Annotated in this window: 19 protein-coding genes; 8 read left to right on the top strand and 11 right to left on the bottom strand. The window is 60.7% G+C overall.

The genetic code is table 11. The annotated features are described in order from the left end of the window. Positions 1-254: 254 nt before the first annotated feature. The 11 genes from AC0C6X_RS24750 to AC0C6X_RS24700 all read right to left on the bottom strand — a co-directional run bounded on the left by AC0C6X_RS24750 (position 255) and on the right by AC0C6X_RS24700 (position 12,034). A complete protein-coding gene (locus AC0C6X_RS24750) occupies positions 255-557 on the bottom strand; it encodes a hypothetical protein (RefSeq protein ID WP_173519990.1) in 303 nt (100 codons plus the stop codon). Positions 558-649: 92 nt separating this feature from the next. After that, positions 650-1,645: a nucleotidyltransferase family protein gene (locus AC0C6X_RS24745; RefSeq protein ID WP_472955734.1), complete on the bottom strand. Its 996-nt coding sequence runs from the start codon at positions 1,643-1,645 to the stop codon at positions 650-652. Then, positions 1,642-2,769 carry a PqqD family protein gene (locus tag AC0C6X_RS24740; protein ID WP_472955733.1) on the bottom strand — a complete coding sequence of 376 codons (1,128 nt, stop codon included), beginning with the start codon at positions 2,767-2,769 and terminating at the stop codon, positions 1,642-1,644. The genes AC0C6X_RS24745 and AC0C6X_RS24740 overlap by 4 nt, the downstream gene beginning before the upstream one ends. Positions 2,770-2,816: 47 nt before the next feature. Next, positions 2,817-4,073, bottom strand: coding sequence for a cation:proton antiporter (locus AC0C6X_RS24735; protein WP_173519993.1), 1,257 nt, complete (start codon positions 4,071-4,073; stop codon positions 2,817-2,819). Between the two features lie 48 nt (positions 4,074-4,121). Beyond that, entirely contained in the window at positions 4,122-4,688 is a 567-nt protein-coding gene (locus AC0C6X_RS24730; protein ID WP_173519994.1) for an adenylyl-sulfate kinase, read from the bottom strand. A 36-nt stretch (positions 4,689-4,724) separates the two neighbouring features. After that, positions 4,725-6,905, bottom strand: a complete 2,181-nt coding sequence (locus AC0C6X_RS24725) for a pyruvate kinase (RefSeq protein WP_472955731.1) — start codon at positions 6,903-6,905, stop codon at positions 4,725-4,727. A gap of 96 nt (positions 6,906-7,001) precedes the next feature. Further along, positions 7,002-8,030 (bottom strand): hypothetical protein, encoded by a 1,029-nt coding sequence (locus AC0C6X_RS24720; RefSeq protein ID WP_472955729.1) that lies wholly within the window; start codon positions 8,028-8,030, stop codon positions 7,002-7,004. Positions 8,031-8,032: 2 nt separating this feature from the next. After that, on the bottom strand, positions 8,033-8,842 hold the full coding sequence (locus AC0C6X_RS24715; RefSeq protein WP_246304707.1) for a nucleoside/nucleotide kinase family protein: 810 nt from the start codon (positions 8,840-8,842) through the stop codon (positions 8,033-8,035). Between the two features lie 50 nt (positions 8,843-8,892). Continuing rightward, positions 8,893-10,185 (bottom strand): O-antigen ligase family protein, encoded by a 1,293-nt coding sequence (locus AC0C6X_RS24710; RefSeq protein ID WP_173519998.1) that lies wholly within the window; start codon positions 10,183-10,185, stop codon positions 8,893-8,895. A gap of 408 nt (positions 10,186-10,593) precedes the next feature. Beyond that, positions 10,594-11,385, bottom strand: a complete 792-nt coding sequence (locus AC0C6X_RS24705) for a response regulator transcription factor (protein WP_173519999.1) — start codon at positions 11,383-11,385, stop codon at positions 10,594-10,596. 406 nt (positions 11,386-11,791) lie between these two features. Continuing rightward, complete coding sequence (locus AC0C6X_RS24700; RefSeq protein WP_246304589.1) at positions 11,792-12,034, bottom strand: hypothetical protein; 243 nt, start codon at positions 12,032-12,034, stop codon at positions 11,792-11,794. A 303-nt stretch (positions 12,035-12,337) separates the two neighbouring features. Between AC0C6X_RS24700 and AC0C6X_RS24695 the strand changes: the two genes are divergently transcribed. From AC0C6X_RS24695 to AC0C6X_RS24660, 8 genes are all read left to right on the top strand, one after another. Further along, a complete protein-coding gene (locus AC0C6X_RS24695; RefSeq protein ID WP_472955727.1) occupies positions 12,338-12,622 on the top strand; it encodes a DUF1236 domain-containing protein in 285 nt (94 codons plus the stop codon). A gap of 31 nt (positions 12,623-12,653) precedes the next feature. After that, on the top strand, positions 12,654-12,809 hold the full coding sequence (locus AC0C6X_RS24690) for a DUF3309 family protein (RefSeq protein ID WP_173520001.1): 156 nt from the start codon (positions 12,654-12,656) through the stop codon (positions 12,807-12,809). An 18-nt stretch (positions 12,810-12,827) separates the two neighbouring features. After that, positions 12,828-13,841 carry a DNA topoisomerase IB gene (locus AC0C6X_RS24685; protein ID WP_472955757.1) on the top strand — a complete coding sequence of 338 codons (1,014 nt, stop codon included), beginning with the start codon at positions 12,828-12,830 and terminating at the stop codon, positions 13,839-13,841. 166 nt (positions 13,842-14,007) lie between these two features. Next, a complete protein-coding gene (locus AC0C6X_RS24680) occupies positions 14,008-14,343 on the top strand; it encodes a four-helix bundle copper-binding protein (RefSeq protein WP_173520003.1) in 336 nt (111 codons plus the stop codon). Between the two features lie 169 nt (positions 14,344-14,512). Then, positions 14,513-14,713, top strand: coding sequence for a hypothetical protein (locus AC0C6X_RS24675; protein ID WP_472955725.1), 201 nt, complete (start codon positions 14,513-14,515; stop codon positions 14,711-14,713). A 108-nt stretch (positions 14,714-14,821) separates the two neighbouring features. Beyond that, a complete protein-coding gene (locus AC0C6X_RS24670) occupies positions 14,822-15,127 on the top strand; it encodes a hypothetical protein (RefSeq protein ID WP_173520005.1) in 306 nt (101 codons plus the stop codon). Between the two features lie 3 nt (positions 15,128-15,130). After that, positions 15,131-15,400, top strand: a complete 270-nt coding sequence (locus AC0C6X_RS24665; RefSeq protein ID WP_173520006.1) for a hypothetical protein — start codon at positions 15,131-15,133, stop codon at positions 15,398-15,400. A 173-nt stretch (positions 15,401-15,573) separates the two neighbouring features. Further along, positions 15,574-16,173, top strand: coding sequence for a general stress protein (locus AC0C6X_RS24660; RefSeq protein ID WP_173520007.1), 600 nt, complete (start codon positions 15,574-15,576; stop codon positions 16,171-16,173). Positions 16,174-16,337 lie beyond the last annotated feature (164 nt).

Here is a 16,337-nt window from a genome sequence, read left to right as displayed (position 1 = left end):
GCATGAAGCATGCCGCCCCGAAAGGGCCGTGACACCACGAAATCCAACGCAAAATCGGAGGCAAAAACCGCCAACAGCCATTAGGCCGCGCCGCCGATCACCAATTCAGCGGTAATTCGAGGCCTCCACCTCTATCCGGCTGCGATCAAAGCAAACCTGCAATCGTGCCCCGGAACGCAAGAAGCCGGCATTTCTGCCGGCTTGCTGAGACGAACGGCCTGTGTCTTAACACGGGCGCCTTCCCTCGTCGGGGATCATTTCTTGTGGTTCCAAAAATCGAGGTCCAGCTTGATAAGCTTTTTCAGTTGGCCGGGCGGCCCGTAGTGATGGTGGTTCTTGTCTCCCCATCCATATCCTGGCCGCGGGTATTTGGGGTGCGATCCGCTGGATTTGGCAATGGCGCGCGAACTCAGGCTGGTGCCAAGCAACAAGGTTATGGCGGGAGGAGTTACAGCAGCAAATTTTCCGGCCTTCATGAGAAAATTTCGGCGCGCTTCCGCTTCCGTATTAAGTCTTTCTGGCGAATTGTCTACGCCTTTTTGGGTATTTATCGACATGACACTTCCCTTTTTGCGCGGACTTAAATTATTCGGATACACTATCACTTTACACGCTAGGGTTCAATTGGCGATACGCATACATAAATACTTTAAATCTTTGAGCGAAGATCTTTATTCAAGAGGACGGCCGCGATCCGGCGGGCGAGATGGACCGGATTCCGTCGAGCGAGGTCGTGGACGCGTGAAAACCGCCTTGCACCCCAAAAAAGGTTGCCAGCTAGGCGCAAGGGTGCCCCCAGGATCGGATGACATGAGGCAAAGACGCGCCTCCAATGCTGGAATCGGATCGTCAACCGCTCCCCACACCCGGGCGGGATGCTCGTCCCGAAAAAGCGATGCAGGGTCAGCAACTGCATTTCGACAGCATTGCGCGCGCTTCTGCCCGCGAGCAATGCTCGAAGTGTGGCCCAGTCGATAGGTTCGCTTTCGGCCAGCTGTGCCAGGTCATACATGTGCCTGAGGTCGATCCTCCCTCGCCAGTAGTCTCCTTCCTTGAGAAGGTCATGCACGATCCAGTGCAGGGCACGCGACTGCGCAGGAGGGATTTTCACGGAGAGCTTCCCCTGCTGGATGAGCTTCGGGCGCCCAAGGCCATCCGCACGATAGGCCCGCAACTCCAGCACGCCCACGTCCCGGTCGCGCGCCATGCCACGACCATCGGGCACGCCAACATAGCCAAGCTGTTCCAGGCAGGCTTGCGCCAATGGTTCGTCGCGCGCCGCAACAGCCAGGTCGATGTCGCTGGTTATCCGATCCGGAACGGTTTGCGAGAGAAAGAGCGGAACCGCACCCTTCAACAGAACCGGAGCGACGCCAATAGCGTTCAGAGTGGCAACGGCTTCCTCCAACTGCAGCCGCAGTCGGACATTGCGCTCTCGATTGCAATCGCGAATGAACTGAAGATAGTCGCGCACGTCGCCGGGCACGTCCCCGATGCGGCCCGCCTGCTCGAGGGACGCGAACAGGGCCGGCGTCAGCAAGGTCTGGTTCGCCAGCGCAATTATCGCCGGCCAGTCCGGCTGGTCGACAACACGGCCGCAAAGGCCCGCAATCAACGCGTCGAGTGGGTTTGGTGCGGGCTTCATGAGCATGCCCGCCCAATCAGCCTGACCGCCTCATCGAGCCCGGAATAGGTCAGGCGATAGGCCTTCACGGATCCTATGACGCCAGCCAATACGTCAAAACCGGTATCGCCCAGCTCGCCGCCCGGCGCGAACGCACCACCAAGCAGGCCGCGCAGCACATCCACCGGGTCGACCTTGTCCAAACTCGGCCGCGCAGCGCGGTCACGATGGAGGAGGATGACGGCGCCGACCGGCCACGACTGCGCGGTCAGGGAGGCAGCGGCCTTCGGCACGACATAGCGCACGCGCCGGTTGTCCGGGCGTCGGAAGATCGGCGCTGCATCGAGGTCGGGAAAACGCTCCGCCAGCAAAGGCCATGCACCCGACTTGACGGCGGGTGCGAACGGCAGCCCGACACAGCGCCCGTCAGCATTCAGGAGGGTCACGTCGTCCGACGCGAAACCGAATCCGGCATGGGCCAACGCCATCGTCAGTGTCGTCTTGCCCGCCCCCGGCTCGCCGCAGAGCAGAACAAGCTGCTCATTCTTGAGGAGTGCTGCCGCGTGAAGGGCCAGTTCGTAGCTGCCGGCACCGAGGACATCGCTCAGCATTTCTCCCTTCAATATTGTCGCCATTTGGTCCGGAGCCGAAGCCAGGAGCCATTCGCCATCGCGAAACAAGTGGAGCCGGTCAGCGTGCTCGGCCAACTGGAAGACGGTGTCGGGGGTGGCCTCCTCGACCTCGAGATGCCTGAATATGGCCATCGTCGGAAAGGCGTGGGCAACCGGATAGAGGATGCGCATACGGCGCCCGGCAACGCTCAGCATCTGGCTCACGTGCTCTTGCGCGGAAATATCGAGCGGCGAGATGCGGGGCCGGATCAAGCCCAGGCGCTGCCAATCCTCGATCGCCGCCTCGACCTGCCCATGCGCATCCCGGGCATCGACGCCGGCGCGCTCGACGGCCTCCGTCGGCTTTCCCTGCTCCAGCAGGCGCCAGATATAGGCGGCAGTGTCATTCAGGGTGAAGATCGCGTGTTGCGATGCACTGAACAGGACATTCTGCCCCCTGATCCGGACGAGCCGTGCCTGGGTGACGAAACGGGGCGCCACACCGTCGCCTCGCATTCCCAAATAAGCTCCCATAGCGGTTCATCCCTCCCCATCCCGCGGCGCAGGCGGCTTTCAAATTCTCACTCGGCCGGCGATCCGGCCAATCCGGCAAAGACTTTCGGATTGCGCACGAGCCGCCAACGCAACCACAGCCCGGTGGCAAACGAGGTCAGGATCGAGGCAAGCACCAGAGCCGTGAACATACGGCCGTCGATGATGCCCGCCGCATAGGCGACGCTGGCGAGCACGATGCCCGGCCCGCCACGCGTGTTCATGGAGACGCCGTAATCCAGCGCCCTCGCCCAGTCGCAGTCGGCGGCTCTTGCGGCAAGAGTGCAACTCACGAGCTTGATGGTCGTGCTCATGCCGATGAACAGAACGGTCAGCCCGGCATCGAACTCATGTGCGAGATTGAGCCGCTGTCCTACGAGCGCAAAGTAGATCGGAACAAAGAACCAGATCGCGATGTCGGCGATGTGCTGTTTGACGGGAGCGAGGTGCCGCGAGGGAAACCGCGCCATGACCAGGCCCGCAACGAGCGCTGCGAAAACGATGTTCACGTTCAAAAGGCTCGCACCGGCGACGAAGATCAGGCACAGCAGCATCGTGTAGCCGGTAAAAGGCGCTTCACTGAATTTGCCGATCATCCATCGGCGAAGCGCCCTTACGACTGCCGGTGCGAAAAACAGGGAGGCGAGCACGAAACCGAGCGTTATGGCGACCACGCGCCCGATGCCGGCCGCGCTCGCCGCCTCGCCATGCTGGACCGCCGTGGCGACGGCGAGGATCGTCCAGAGGATGAGATCCTGAATCGTGGCGGCCCCGATGACGTTGCGCGCGAAGGGCGTTCCCATCAGGCCCAGATCGAGAAATATCCGCGAGATGACCGGGATCGACGTAACCGCGGCAGCTATTCCCATAACGAGCTTGAAGGCGAAGGGATCACCACGCTGGGTGTCCGCGAATAGCGAGGCGCTCGCATAGCCGAGCACGAACGGGATCATCAGCGCGCCGACCACCAGGGCGATCACGATGCGGCCTGCGGCCCCACCGCCCTCTGCCTGAACCTTGAAGCCCGCCGTGAACATCAGGAGGACGAGGCCGAACCAGTAGAAGGCCGTCAGCAGAGCGGACTGCGCCGGAAAGGCCGCGAACAGCCATTCGTGCGCTTCGGGCGAAATCGTGCCAAGCACCGATGGACCAAGGACGATACCGCCGGCTATCTCGCCGATGACCCGGGGCATCTTCAGGCGCTCGAACAGGTGACCGCCGCCCAGCGCTCCGATAAGCAGCAGCACCAGCGACAGGAAAAAACGCGCGGTTTCGGAATCGCTCATGACGCAGCCTCAAAGGGCGGCGCCCGGTGAACCATGCGGCTGCCGATGTCACGCACGGCCGTCAATCCGGGTGTAGGTGGCAACGACGCGGGCTGCCAGCTCATCGAGCGAATAGAGTTCCGTGTCGAGGACGAAGTCGGGGTTTTCCGGTGGTCTGTAGGTGGTGTTATAGCCGATCAGCGTATCGATCTCGCCGCGCATGGCCTTGCCGTAAAGCCCCTTCGGATCCCGTTCGGCGCAGCCCTGGATCGAACAGGCGACGTAGCCGGTCGTCAGGTTTCTGACATTCTTGCGAACATATTCGCGCGCGTCTTCACCGGCCGTCAGGGCCGCCACGACCACATTGAGGCCGGCCTCTGCCGCCTTGTTCGCCAGGTGCGCGAGAATAGAAACGACGTGCAGCCGGCTTTCTGCGCCGAAGCCAAGCTTTGCGCCGAAGAAGTCGCGGACCTCATCACCATCGAAGAGAATGGCGGGAATCCCGGCCGCCCTCAGATCGGCGACGACACGTGTCGCGAGCGTCGTCTTGCCCGCCGACGTCGGTCCGAGCAGCCACAGTACCGTTCCAGCCTGTAGCGAAGCGCGCGGATGCCGCGTTTCGGGCTGTAGATGCATTCTTCCCTGCACGGTCTATACTCCCCTGTCCTGCTGCTATTCCTGGAACAGCGCTCGTTTCATCATCAACTCGGCCCGAACGACGTCCTGCACTTCGGAGCGCATCATCCAGTTCGGCAGCGCTTCGCCAGCCTTCAGGGCGCGCCGGATTTCCGTGCCGCTGATCGGTCTGGCTGTTCCGCAGGCGCTCAAGTCGACATAGCGCTCGGACTGGGTGTCGTAGCCGACGGCATCGAAGAAAATCGGTTCGATGCCGATATCTCCGAGCTCCTCGAAGAGTTCGCGACCGGCATTTACCCCGTAGAAGTCGCCGACGCCTGAGTGATCGCGCCCGACAATGATGTGACTGCAGCCCATGTTCTTGCGGCAAAGCGCGGTAAAGACTGCTTCGCGGGGACCGGCAAATCGCGGATAGGTTATGAAGCTTGCCAGCACCACCTTGCCCGGCGGGTAGATGCCGTAGTCCAGCATCGCCTGATAGCCATCGAGGATCACGTGCGGCAGAAAATCTCCGCGCTTGGTATGGCCAACGATCGGGTTGACCAACAGGCCATCGGCATAGGTCCGTTCCAGGGCCTCGAGCTGAATCATCTCGTGACCGCGATGGACGAGATTGCGGCTATGGAATGCAACCACCCGGGTCCAGCCCTTGTGAGCAAAAACCGTCCGCAATTGCGAAGGGGTCAGATCATAGCGTCGCCAGGGCAAGAGCAGCGGCTGCACGAGCGTGACCTGGCCAGCGAGGAAATGACCGCCGCGCGTCAGCACGCGCGCGACGCCGGGGTGTTCGCGTGACTCGGTGCCGAACCATTTGCGCGCCAGAAGCTCCGGCTGGAATTCGTAGGTTTCCGACACGTCGAGCACGGAATGCGGCGACCCGTCTTGCGTGGTCAGGAGGACCCGGTCGCCCTTGGCGTAGCGGATCGCCATTTCCTCCGGCACGGCGAGCAGAATCGGCATCGTCCAGATCGGCCCGCCGGGCAGACGCTTTTCCTCCAGCACGCTCTCCAGGCAGGCCCGGTCCATGAAACCGCGCAGCGGCGAGAAGGTGCCGCGGCAAATCTGCTCGACGTCGGTCAATTCCTCGTCAGCGACCCTGATCGTCGGCAAATGCTTGATGTCGGGGATTTCGACCGGACCCGGCGCCTGGCAGACCAGGCGCCCGCCATGCGGCTCGACACCCGGCATCAGTGCCGAAGGGCGAACACGGATGGGGCGCCCACCATTGTTCGTGTTCCGCAGGAATTGCTGGGCGACCTTTGTCACCATCCGCGCACAATTGACCGGATATTGACCGATCGCGGTTTCCGCCGCCAGAACGAGGCCATCGGCGCCATCCGCCAGGGTGTTGTAGATGTCGTTGACTTCGGCGCGAGTGGGCGTCGGTGCGCTGGTCATCGATTCAAGCAGGTTCGTCGCGACATAGACCTTGGCGCCATGCGCCTTCGCCTGGCTGATGATCATCTTCTGTATTGCGGGGATTTGCTCGATCGGAACTTCGCGGGAGAGATCGCCGCGGTCGATGAGGATCGCCTCAGATTTTTCGGCAATCGCCGCCAGATGACGCAGCCCGCCGAGGCACTCTATCTTGGAAATGATGGTCGCGTCGCTGCCGGCATGCGAGCGGATCACGTCCACGTCTGAGGCGCGATGAGCGAAGGAAAGCGCGAAGTGGCGGATTCCCATCCGCCGGCCGATGGCGATCGCGGCGACATCCTTCGCTGTGAGCGGCGGCATTTCGATCGTTCGCTGAACCGTCACCGCCTTGTTCTGCCCGATCTCCCCACCGTTCAGAACCCGAAGCACGACCTCGTCGTCACGCTTCTCGACAACCTGGGACAGAACCGCGTTAAAGTCGATACTGACGAAATCGCCGACTTCGAGCTTGTTGACGATATAGGGCGGGTAGAGGCTGATGGCGGACTGGTTTCCCGTGACCGGTCTGGCATGCGCGGTCAGGAAACGATTTTCTCGTACCGTCACCTTGCCGTCGGCAAATGGCCCGGTACGAACCTGGGCTCCTTCCGTATCCAGGCAGAGTGGCACAGACGTGCGTTGCTTGACGTAGCCGATGATCCGCTCGATCTCCTCGACCTTCGTGTGGGAAAGATTGAGGCGCAGCAGCGACGTGCCTGTTCTTTCCAACCAATGGATCACCCTGTCATTGAGCGATGCGGGACCCAGGGTGCAAAGGAGCTCGACTTGTCTGGCTTTCATGGCTTTTACCTTCGGTCGGGTTCAAATGGGTGGAAGGTCATGCGCGCTCGTCACGTGTCTGACCTGGTGCATCTCGAGCAGCCGGCTGCGATCTCGTCACAGTTCGTCATCGGAAAAGCGGGCAACGTCAGGGTGGGCACCGATCCACTCTCGGCGGGCATTGTTCCAATAGTCGCGGGCGTCGTTGCCGGTCAGCAGATCAAAGCCGTCCGGCGGAAGCGGCAGTTCCGGCGGAATCGGATCGTCCGGGAGCCACAAGAGTGTGTTGCCGTGGTTTTCAAACGCTCTTTGCCAGGTTCGTTCCAATCGCCGAAATCCCCGCATCTTTGCGGAGGAAAAGGCAAAAACCGAATTGGTAATTTTCAGCTTCGGAGAGACTTCGGAGGCTTTGACCGGGGCTTGATGCGTTATGTCACCTTTGGCGAGGAAGGCCTGCATCCGGATCAGCGATCGATCGATCGTCACCACTTCTTCGTGCCCGTCGCGATCATTCGATGCCGGGTCGAGACTTACGCCTGAAAAACAACCGTCGAACAGGCAATCCTCGATGATGCCCCCGAGAAGGTAGTCATCTTCCACGGCGTCGTCCCGAATCTCGCTCAGCCAGCAGCCTTTGAGATAGAAGCCGCTCGCCTGGTCGGTGAAGCGGATGCCATCCCAGCAGCGGCGCGCGCGCACGCCTTCGATCGTCGGTCGTGTCGTTCCGTCTCTGATGAGCAAGCCGGCACTGTTGCAATAGGTGTGCGCCCAGTCCGACTGAAGTGGCACTTCGCCATTGATGCGGCCGCCGACGAAATGAACGCCGGGACAATTGCGAAGGACGATCGGATAGGGATTGACCGGCTGCATACCGATGTCGCAGCCGAGAATCGCATTCGGAGCCGCGTTCCGGCTGTTGGCGACAGTGAAGAGGGCCCGTCTGGCATCGATGGTGGTTTCGGGCGGAAGGTTGCGAATGGTCTTCTGCGCATAGCCGTATTCGCCACTCAGCACGATGCGTGTGCCGTCCCCGTCGTCTTCATCGACCGAAGTCGGTCGTTCACTCGTGACGCCCGAACCGGTTAACAACGCGAGGGCGGGACCGGCACCGGCGAGGCGCATGAATGACCGTCGATCGAGCTTCACGTTCAGTGGCTCCCCGACTCGATGGATCTTTGTCTGCGCTCATAGGCCAGAAGCACGGCCTGCAGCGTCTTGTCCGCTACCTCCTCGGGCGAGGCCGAGGCGCTCATGTCCACGACCGCAAGCATGGGCATGCTGTGTGCCGCGTTCTGTCGTCTCCAAAGATCGGCAGCGATCGTGCAATAGGCGCGTTCCGCCTTGGTCCAGAGCGCCCCCTCGCCCGTCGCGGTTTGGCGCTGAAGGCGAGAAGCGCGATCGTCCCTGCTTCGAATCCGATTTCGCGCAAGATCGATGCCGCCGCGCAATTCGACGAAGACGATGTCGTCGAGTCCGATCGCGGCGATGATATCCAGCCAGTGCTCGGAGGTACCTCGATGACGGCTCTTCAGCAGAACGGACCAGAATCCCTGCAGCAGCCCCTGATCCAAGACCGTGACCTTGTCGCCCTTTGATCGCTGGTCGGCCATATAGGCGGCGACCGACCAGAGAGACCAGGTCCAACGCAGGAGGTCGACCGGCGCCTCCTGTCCGTCCTCGGCAACGAACTTCGCAATGCGCGATGCTATCGAGCGAAAGTCGCCGTGGCGCAGTCTTGGCAGGACGAGGTTCAGGCGATTGAGTTGCCGCGCGACGAGCGCCTTGTCTTCCCATGTCGTCCTTTTTTCGTCGACGACGGAGCCGGCGCTTCGCAGCCGTTCGGCCAACAGGCGGGAAGCCGTGGTCTTGCCGATGCCCGGAAGACCGAAGAATTCGATGAAACGAATGCCTGCTGGCAGCGCGTAGCCGCCGACGCTTCGCGGTTCGCCCCCAGCCATCGCACCCGGCCCCTTCGCAGCCGCCGGCCCCAGATCCACGCCGGCCACCCTCATATCTCCAACGTCCGCGCAGCAGCCGGCATCGGCCGGCCGTAAGTCACCCGGCTCTGGTCTGCCTTTGCTGCCACCGGCGATCGCTGCATGCTGCGATAGGCGATCAGCAGCGCGAGCGGGATCCAGAAGAATGGCGCCGTCGACGGGCCGAAAGAATCGCTCATCTGGTTTGCTACCAGATAGTTCCAGACACAGACCGCCGATCCGAGCAGCATGACATTGGTGACGGTCGCATGCCTGCTCTCGCCGTGCCCCATCAGGGTGGGAACCACGGCACTGACGAGAAATATGACGATCAGCAGCACCATGATGGTGATCAGTCCGACGCCGGGCACGCCGAGGGTGCGAAAATATTCGATGAACAGGTTGTGGCTGTGGGGAGCGATGTCGCCGATCGGTTGGCCCGCACCTACGCCCGTGAACGGATGCGCGAGACCCAGGTCGATCGAGATGGTCCAAAGCCGTTCGCGCGACACCATGGAATGAGCCTCGCCGCCGGACACCTGGGTCATCAACAGCCGATATGCCCGCGGATTGAGGGATTGCAGGATGACCAGCGCCATCTGGAGCGCCACTGGTGCCGCAATCACGCCGGCGACGACCGACAGGGGGCGCTGCCTCCGTACCGCGAGATAGATTGCATACAAGGCGAAGAAGAGCCCGAGCCCGATGACACCGACGACGAAATTGGTTTTGGAGCCTGATTTGACCAGGCCAAGGAGTACGACGACCATACAACCGGCAAGCAGCAATCGGTGTTTGCGGGTCGTCACCATCCGGGCGGCGACAAGGGGCAAGCCGGCCGAAAGCGCGATGCCTAACTGGTTTGAATGTTTGAAGTAGCCTTCCGCCCTGTCGGCGAACCTGCCTCCACCGAGGCCGACGACGACGAGGCACGCCGTTGCAACACTCATGACGATCATCGCCGTCACCAGCCGGTCGATCAAAACCTGACCATTCGGCCTGGTGGACAGGGCGGCAACCGCCGGGATCGTGGCAAAACCGAAGATCTGCGCGAAGATCGCTCGCATGGCCCGCATCGGATTGTCGGCGTGGAGCATGGACAACAGGGATAGAGCGATGATCAGGGCGGCGGTGGTCAGCAATGCCGTCGCCAAGGTCGCCTCGGTGCGGTGAATGCGTTTTCCGAGCTCTCCGTATGATGCCACGCCGACGACGGCGCAAAACAGCGCCAGCAGGAAGGAAAGCGAACCATCCGTCCCTGCAATCCGTGTGGCGCCCGGGAACCAGATCGACGCAATCAGCAGGAGGAGAGAGATTTGAAGCAATGATCGCTCGGGCGACGAGGGCGCACGGCTCGATCAGGCAAGATGCTTGCGAGCTGGCATCGCGTTGAGGGAAAGGATCTTCAGGGTGCCGGACTTTCGCAGCGGCCGACGGCTCACGTAGAGATGTGAGCGAGAATATGTTGGGAAAGGTCGAAAGGAAATTTTAAGTACGCTGCCGCACTGCAGGTGAGTATTCCCTGCATTTCCAGTGCATTTCTTGTTTGCGGCGCCGATCGGATACCAACGTAACCTCACGCACACCCAGCTGAACTCGCTGAACCCTTACAATAAACGGAAGCCTTTACTTATGCAAGCGATGTGCTTCTCGGACCGGTCCGAGCGGGCCCAAGGCACTGAGGCCATGGGTCTTCGCTCTTGGTCAAGCGCGGCGTCCAGCGACACGTCCCGTCAGCGATACCGCTGGCCGATGCCGTCGACTGGCGGATCCGCGGGGAACAGATCGTTTATCTTGTAGGCGACCTCGGTCCTGTTCGTCGCCTTTATCTTCTTCATGATATTGCGGATATGAACCTTGACGGTGCTTTCGCGCAGATTGAGTTCATAGGCGATGATCTTGTTGGCCTTTCCACGTCGGAGGGCTTCGACCACTTCCGCCTGGCGCGCCGTGAACATGCCGGCGAGCGGACGTGCGGCCGTGCTGCCCGTTTCCAGCAACTGGCGCATGGCGAACACGCTGCTGGCAGGAACGAATGTGCCGCCGGCCAAAGCAAGGTAGACAGCCTCTATGCACACATCGATGCTGACGGAGGACGGAATGTAGCCCTTTGCTCCGCATTCAAGCGCCTTCATGATCTGGCTAAGTTCGTCTGTGTCTGCCAGGACGATAACGGGCGCCGGCTCAAAATCCGACGATATCTTGCGAATTTCTTCGGCGACGGCCGGCTCAGAAATTCTTCTCCCGCCGATGTTCAGCAGGATCGCGGACAGTTGAGGCCACTGGCTGTGTCGCTGTCTCCATTCCTCGATTGACCCAAAGGCCAGCACACGCAGCTCCGCCTTGTGGGCAACGATGCTCTGCGCCAGGCATTGTCGGTCCAGCGCGCGTCCGTCGATGATAACCAGCAGACGCTCCCGTTGCGGGGCTGCCTCCGGGCCCACTTCGACGGTTTCGAAGTGTTTACCGGACAAGTGGAAGGTATCGTGAGCTAATTGCTTTCCGTTCGATTTTTTTAAGATCATAATTACATTTCCCCCAGACCCGAAAATATTCAGACCATGAGCCGCAATGAAACCACCGGAGCTGGGCTACCAGGTCATATCAATACTTCGGTTTATACTTTGAGAGCATTCCGCCGCATTAACTTGACAGAGACTCTCCGCTAAAAATTTTTACGAACACGCTTACTCTACAACAACCAATATATTAGAGACTACTGCAAAAGGCGTCTTCAGAATACGATCAAATTGGGGTGCTGCGGATGAAAAAGGAAGTAGTTCATCCGTGCCTTCTACTTTGAAATGAGTATCGAACATCATGCCTAAGTATTATGCGGCCAAAGAAGTCGAGCTGCGTTCGTGACGCGCCGTTCACCAGGAACGCCTGATCTTTCGGAAAGATGCGCTGGTGATACCAGGCACATCGAACTCAGTGCCGCGTATTGCTTTTGGGAACGAACCTGGCGTGCGCCACGGGGGGTTCCAACGGCGTGCGCATGGCGGCGACATAGTCGTCGGTCAGCTCCAGCAAGGCCATGGCGATTTCGTCCCAGGACCACCCGGCATGTTCGGCGAATTCCGTCAGGAGCCGAAATTGATCGCTCATTGCCAACTGACATTCGAAGTCACGTCCGGCACCAGCGTCGACGTTGGTTTCGATCGTTTTCACCATTGGTTCCTCCTGTTCGATAAATAAACTCGGAGGACGACGACGGGTTCCGGGCGAAGTTGAAGGCGTCGGCCGCAACCCCGCGAACAGGACCCGTGGCCGAAGTTCGAAAAGCGAGATGTTTCCCGAGGATAGGCTGCGGATGCGCAGCCGCTGACGATCGTCATCTCGACACCCGTGCGGTGCGACGGGCGCACGGGCGAAAGCGGCCGCCACCCTATACCCGCTCGGCCTGCCGCCATCGGCTGCATTTCGGAACCATTCTCGCAATCGTCGGTTAGTCCACACCAGTTAGGAGGCTTGATCATGAAGAAAGTAATCCTGGCAAGTTTGTTCGCGGGCCTGTCCTTCGGTGGTGTCGCCGTCGCGCAGACCGCAACCGTCGTCGTGCCCGGCGAAGTCAAAAGCTATGTTCTTGAGCAGAGCGGCCCTTCGGTCGTCTATCAGGGCGATCTGGTCGTCGGCACTCGCCTTCCCGATACCGTCGAGATCCATACGATCCCAAATCAGCCCGCCTACGGCTATGTCGTGCTCAACGACCGCAAAGTGCTGATCAACCCTCAGACCCGTGAAGTCATCGAAGTCTGGTGATTCAAGGAGCAAATAGCGGAAGGACTGAAAGATGCTTGGAACAATACTGCTGATCATCCTGATCCTGCTGCTGGTCGGCGCCTTTCCCGCGTGGCCCTATTCTGCGAATTGGGGCTACGGCCCGTCCGGCCTGCTGGGCGTTCTGGTCGTCGTACTGGTGGTACTGCTGTTGATGGGGCGGGTCTGATTGGCCACAGGCCAGAGCGTGTCACCGGCTGAGCACGACCTTGTCTACGTTTCCGACAAGGAACCGGGCTACAGTCGGTCACGTGTCGGAAAGGGCTTTTGTTATCGAGGCCCGAACGGCGAACCCTTGAAAGACCCCCGCATCATTGAACGCATCGAAGCGCTTGGGTTGCCGCCAGCCTACGAACATGTGTGGATTTGCGCAAACAGGAACGGCCACCTTCAGGCGACCGGTTACGATGCGCGCGGCCGGAAACAATATCGCTACCACGATGCCTGGCAGGAATTGCGAAGCCGCGCCAAATACGACCAACTTCCTGCCTTTGCCAATGCACTCCCGCGGATGCGCCGAACGATCCGCAAGCATATGAGCGGGCCGATCGACGATCCGACCACAATTTTCGCCGCGCTGGCTGCGCTGCTCGATCAGGCACCGCTTCGCATCGGGAGTGCCAACTATGTCGAGCAGAACGGCAGCTACGGCGCCGTCACGCTTCTCAAGCGGCATCTCAAGATCCGGGACGATTGCATCGAACTGAACTTCAGGGGCAAGGGCGGGCAGCGTATCCGCAGACGCCTGCGCAACCCCAGACTGCAACGAATTCTGGAGGAAATTGCTGAACTTCCGGGGCGACAACTCTTTGTTTACGTGGGGTCTAACGGCAAGGCACAGCCGATCGATTCCGGCCGTTTCAATCGCTATCTCGCCGAGATCGCCGGCACCCAGATCTCCGCCAAGACGTTCAGAACCTGGGCGGGAAGCGTTGCTGCTTTTGCCGTCGCGCGACAAGCCCTCAACGACGGCGGGCGCCCGACAATCAAGCAAATGTGCGAAGCGGCAGCGAAGGTCCTCCACAACACAGCCGCCGTCTGCCGCAAGAGCTATGTCCATCCCGCCGTCCTCGCCCTTTCCGATCCTGGCGAAACAATCCCGAAAGGCAGCGCCAACCCAAAGCCTCTTGCGGGACTTCGGGCTGACGAAGCCCAGTTCGTCCGATTTCTAAGACGTCGCCGCTCGAAGAAGAGCAGGTAGGTCGATGAGCGGCTTCAAGACGCCACCTTAATTTGTCGCGTGCCCGGGCGACGCAAGGGCTGGCTTGCGCACACATCGGGAACCTTTCCTGTCGGCGCTTGGTTCAACAGGAGCACGCGAAACAGTTCCCGCATGATCGATGCCCAAACAGCAGGAGGACAGCACCATGTACGACAACCAGATGTCCGAGATGAGCGAATGCATCGACGATTGCCTCGTTTGCCATCGTGAATGCCTGGACACAGCCATGCAACGGTGCATTGAACTTGGGGGAAAACATGTGGAACCGCGGCATCTTCGGCTCATTCTCTCCTGTTCCGAGCTATGCCAGGCGTCCGCGCGCTTGATGATGATCGGCACCGAACACCACCGGCAAGTCTGCCGGATTTGCGCTGACCTCTGCCAAGAGTGTGCGGATGATTGCATGCATCTCGGCAACATGGAAAGTTGCGTCGAAGCGTGTCGCCGCTGCGCCGAAAGCTGCCGCAGAATGGCAGCATGAGGCCTGATACACCCGCTTCAGCGCGCCATTGGGCAGCAAAACCAACCGGCCCTAGAAAGGGCACCGAAGCGTAATCCGATTTTGGTGGTCCTTGCTCATGGCAAAGCCCTTTCGCAGGAACAAAATCGCGCAGCGCAAGTTGGATGGGGCTTCTCCAGGAGAAAACCCCATGCACACCAACAGGCAAGATCCAAGCAGAGTAATTCGCCCACACGAGATGGCGATGCTGCAAGACGTGCTCAATCAACTGTTGAGAGAGAAGACGATTTCGCCCGCGGACATCCGCGCGCAGACCCTTGCGGCGCGCGTCATCGAACTGTTTCGATCGGGCGTCCACGATCCGGAGGCTCTCAAGCTCATGGTCGGATAACAGCGAAGCTCGATCGCAGCACTCCGGCTGCACGCTATCCCCGGCGAAATTAATGGCCGGGAACCAATTGCGCGTAGGCCGGTTCGGCTGCCGGAGGAGTGCACGGTGATGCGCAAGGAAACGCCGACGCTCGATGCTGGACGGCATAACCAGTCATATTTCGATGCAGATGCGGATGCACATCCGCTCGAAGAACAATTGGCAATGTTGCGGCAAATGACGAAAGAGCTCGAACACGAGATCGACGACATCCTTGCGGAAGCGAGCGAAGTCGTTGGCGTGGCTCCCGACATGAACCGCTCCAAGGTGATCAAAGGGCTCGTTGCCGACAATCGGAAGAAGCTTCTCCGCCTGCAATCCTACCTGGCGAGGCTGGAGGAACGCGTGAGCCGCGAGGCGATCAATTCCGATTGATCGTTGCTCGCGGCAGCGCTTGTCGCCGAAGGCACCCGCCTCTCTTCCGCGGAGGTAGAAATGCCCATGTTGTTGCGTTTTCTCCTTTGGCATCTGTCGTCCGGCTTCCTGTTGGGCGCCATTACCGCTCTGGTGATCGTGGCCCAAAACCCGGAGGCGCTTGGCCACAGCGGCTCAATCGAACCCGTCGCCCTCTTCATGCAGATCTTCGCCTTCGGCGCCTCGTTCGCCATGGGCAGTCTCGGCACGGCTTTAATGGGAAAGATCGACTGACCGAAACAACGATCGTCTCTCGCTACGGCCAGTTTTTGGAATCCGTTCCGCCCCGCCACGCCTGGCCCGGCGCCAACCGACCGGAACCAAAGAAACGACAGCCGGTTGGGCCAAGACAACTTGCGGAGTTTCTGGGTGAGCCAGTGCCGCCGGCAGCGACAAGGAGGTTTCGCATGCAAACGGTGACAGGGTTGTTCGACGACTACGCCGACGCACGCGCAGCAGTCACTGAGATGGAGCAGGCGGGCGTTCCCTCCGAGAACATAAGCATCATCGCCAATAATGTGGGCGGCTGGCATGCGGGCGAAAGCCACGCCGTCGAGGGTGCCGGAACTGGGGCGGCCGTCGGCGCGGTGAGCGGAGGTACTCTCGGACTGTTGGCGGGTCTTGGCCTGATGGCCATCCCAGGGGTCGGTCCCGTCGTCGCCGCCGGTTGGCTGGTCGCAACACTTGCCGGGGCGGCCGCCGGGGCCGTTTCCATCGGCGCGGTGGGCGGTATCATCGGCGGGCTGATTGATGCCGGCGTTTATGAAGAGGACGCACATTTCTACGCGGAAGGGATACGCCGTGGCGGCACACTGGTCATTGCCCGTCTTCTCGACGAACCGATGGCCTACCGCGTTCAGGCTATCCTCGGCCGAGCGAGCGTGGACCCCGCAGAGCGCCGCGCCGACTACGAGCAGACGGGCTGGGAACGTTTCGATGAGACTGGCAGACCTTGGACGAACGGGGAGATAGATGCCGAACGGGATCGGCTGCGACCGGGATCCTGATGGCGCAATCCCGGCAAGCGCTGGCTGATTGCGACCCGGTAACCGCACCGACCTTCTTTACAACACGTCTCGCCCCCCGGGCGAAGCGACAGCTCCCATGTCTCAATGGTGGATCGGGGCATTCTATTCGGCGTCGAAACCTCGGTATTGTCGCGCTCCAAGGC

This window comes from Ensifer sp. VA4, from assembly GCF_055710065.1.
The sequence above is the reverse complement of the archived record's forward strand: the minus strand, read 5'-3'. Positions and strand labels throughout refer to the sequence as shown.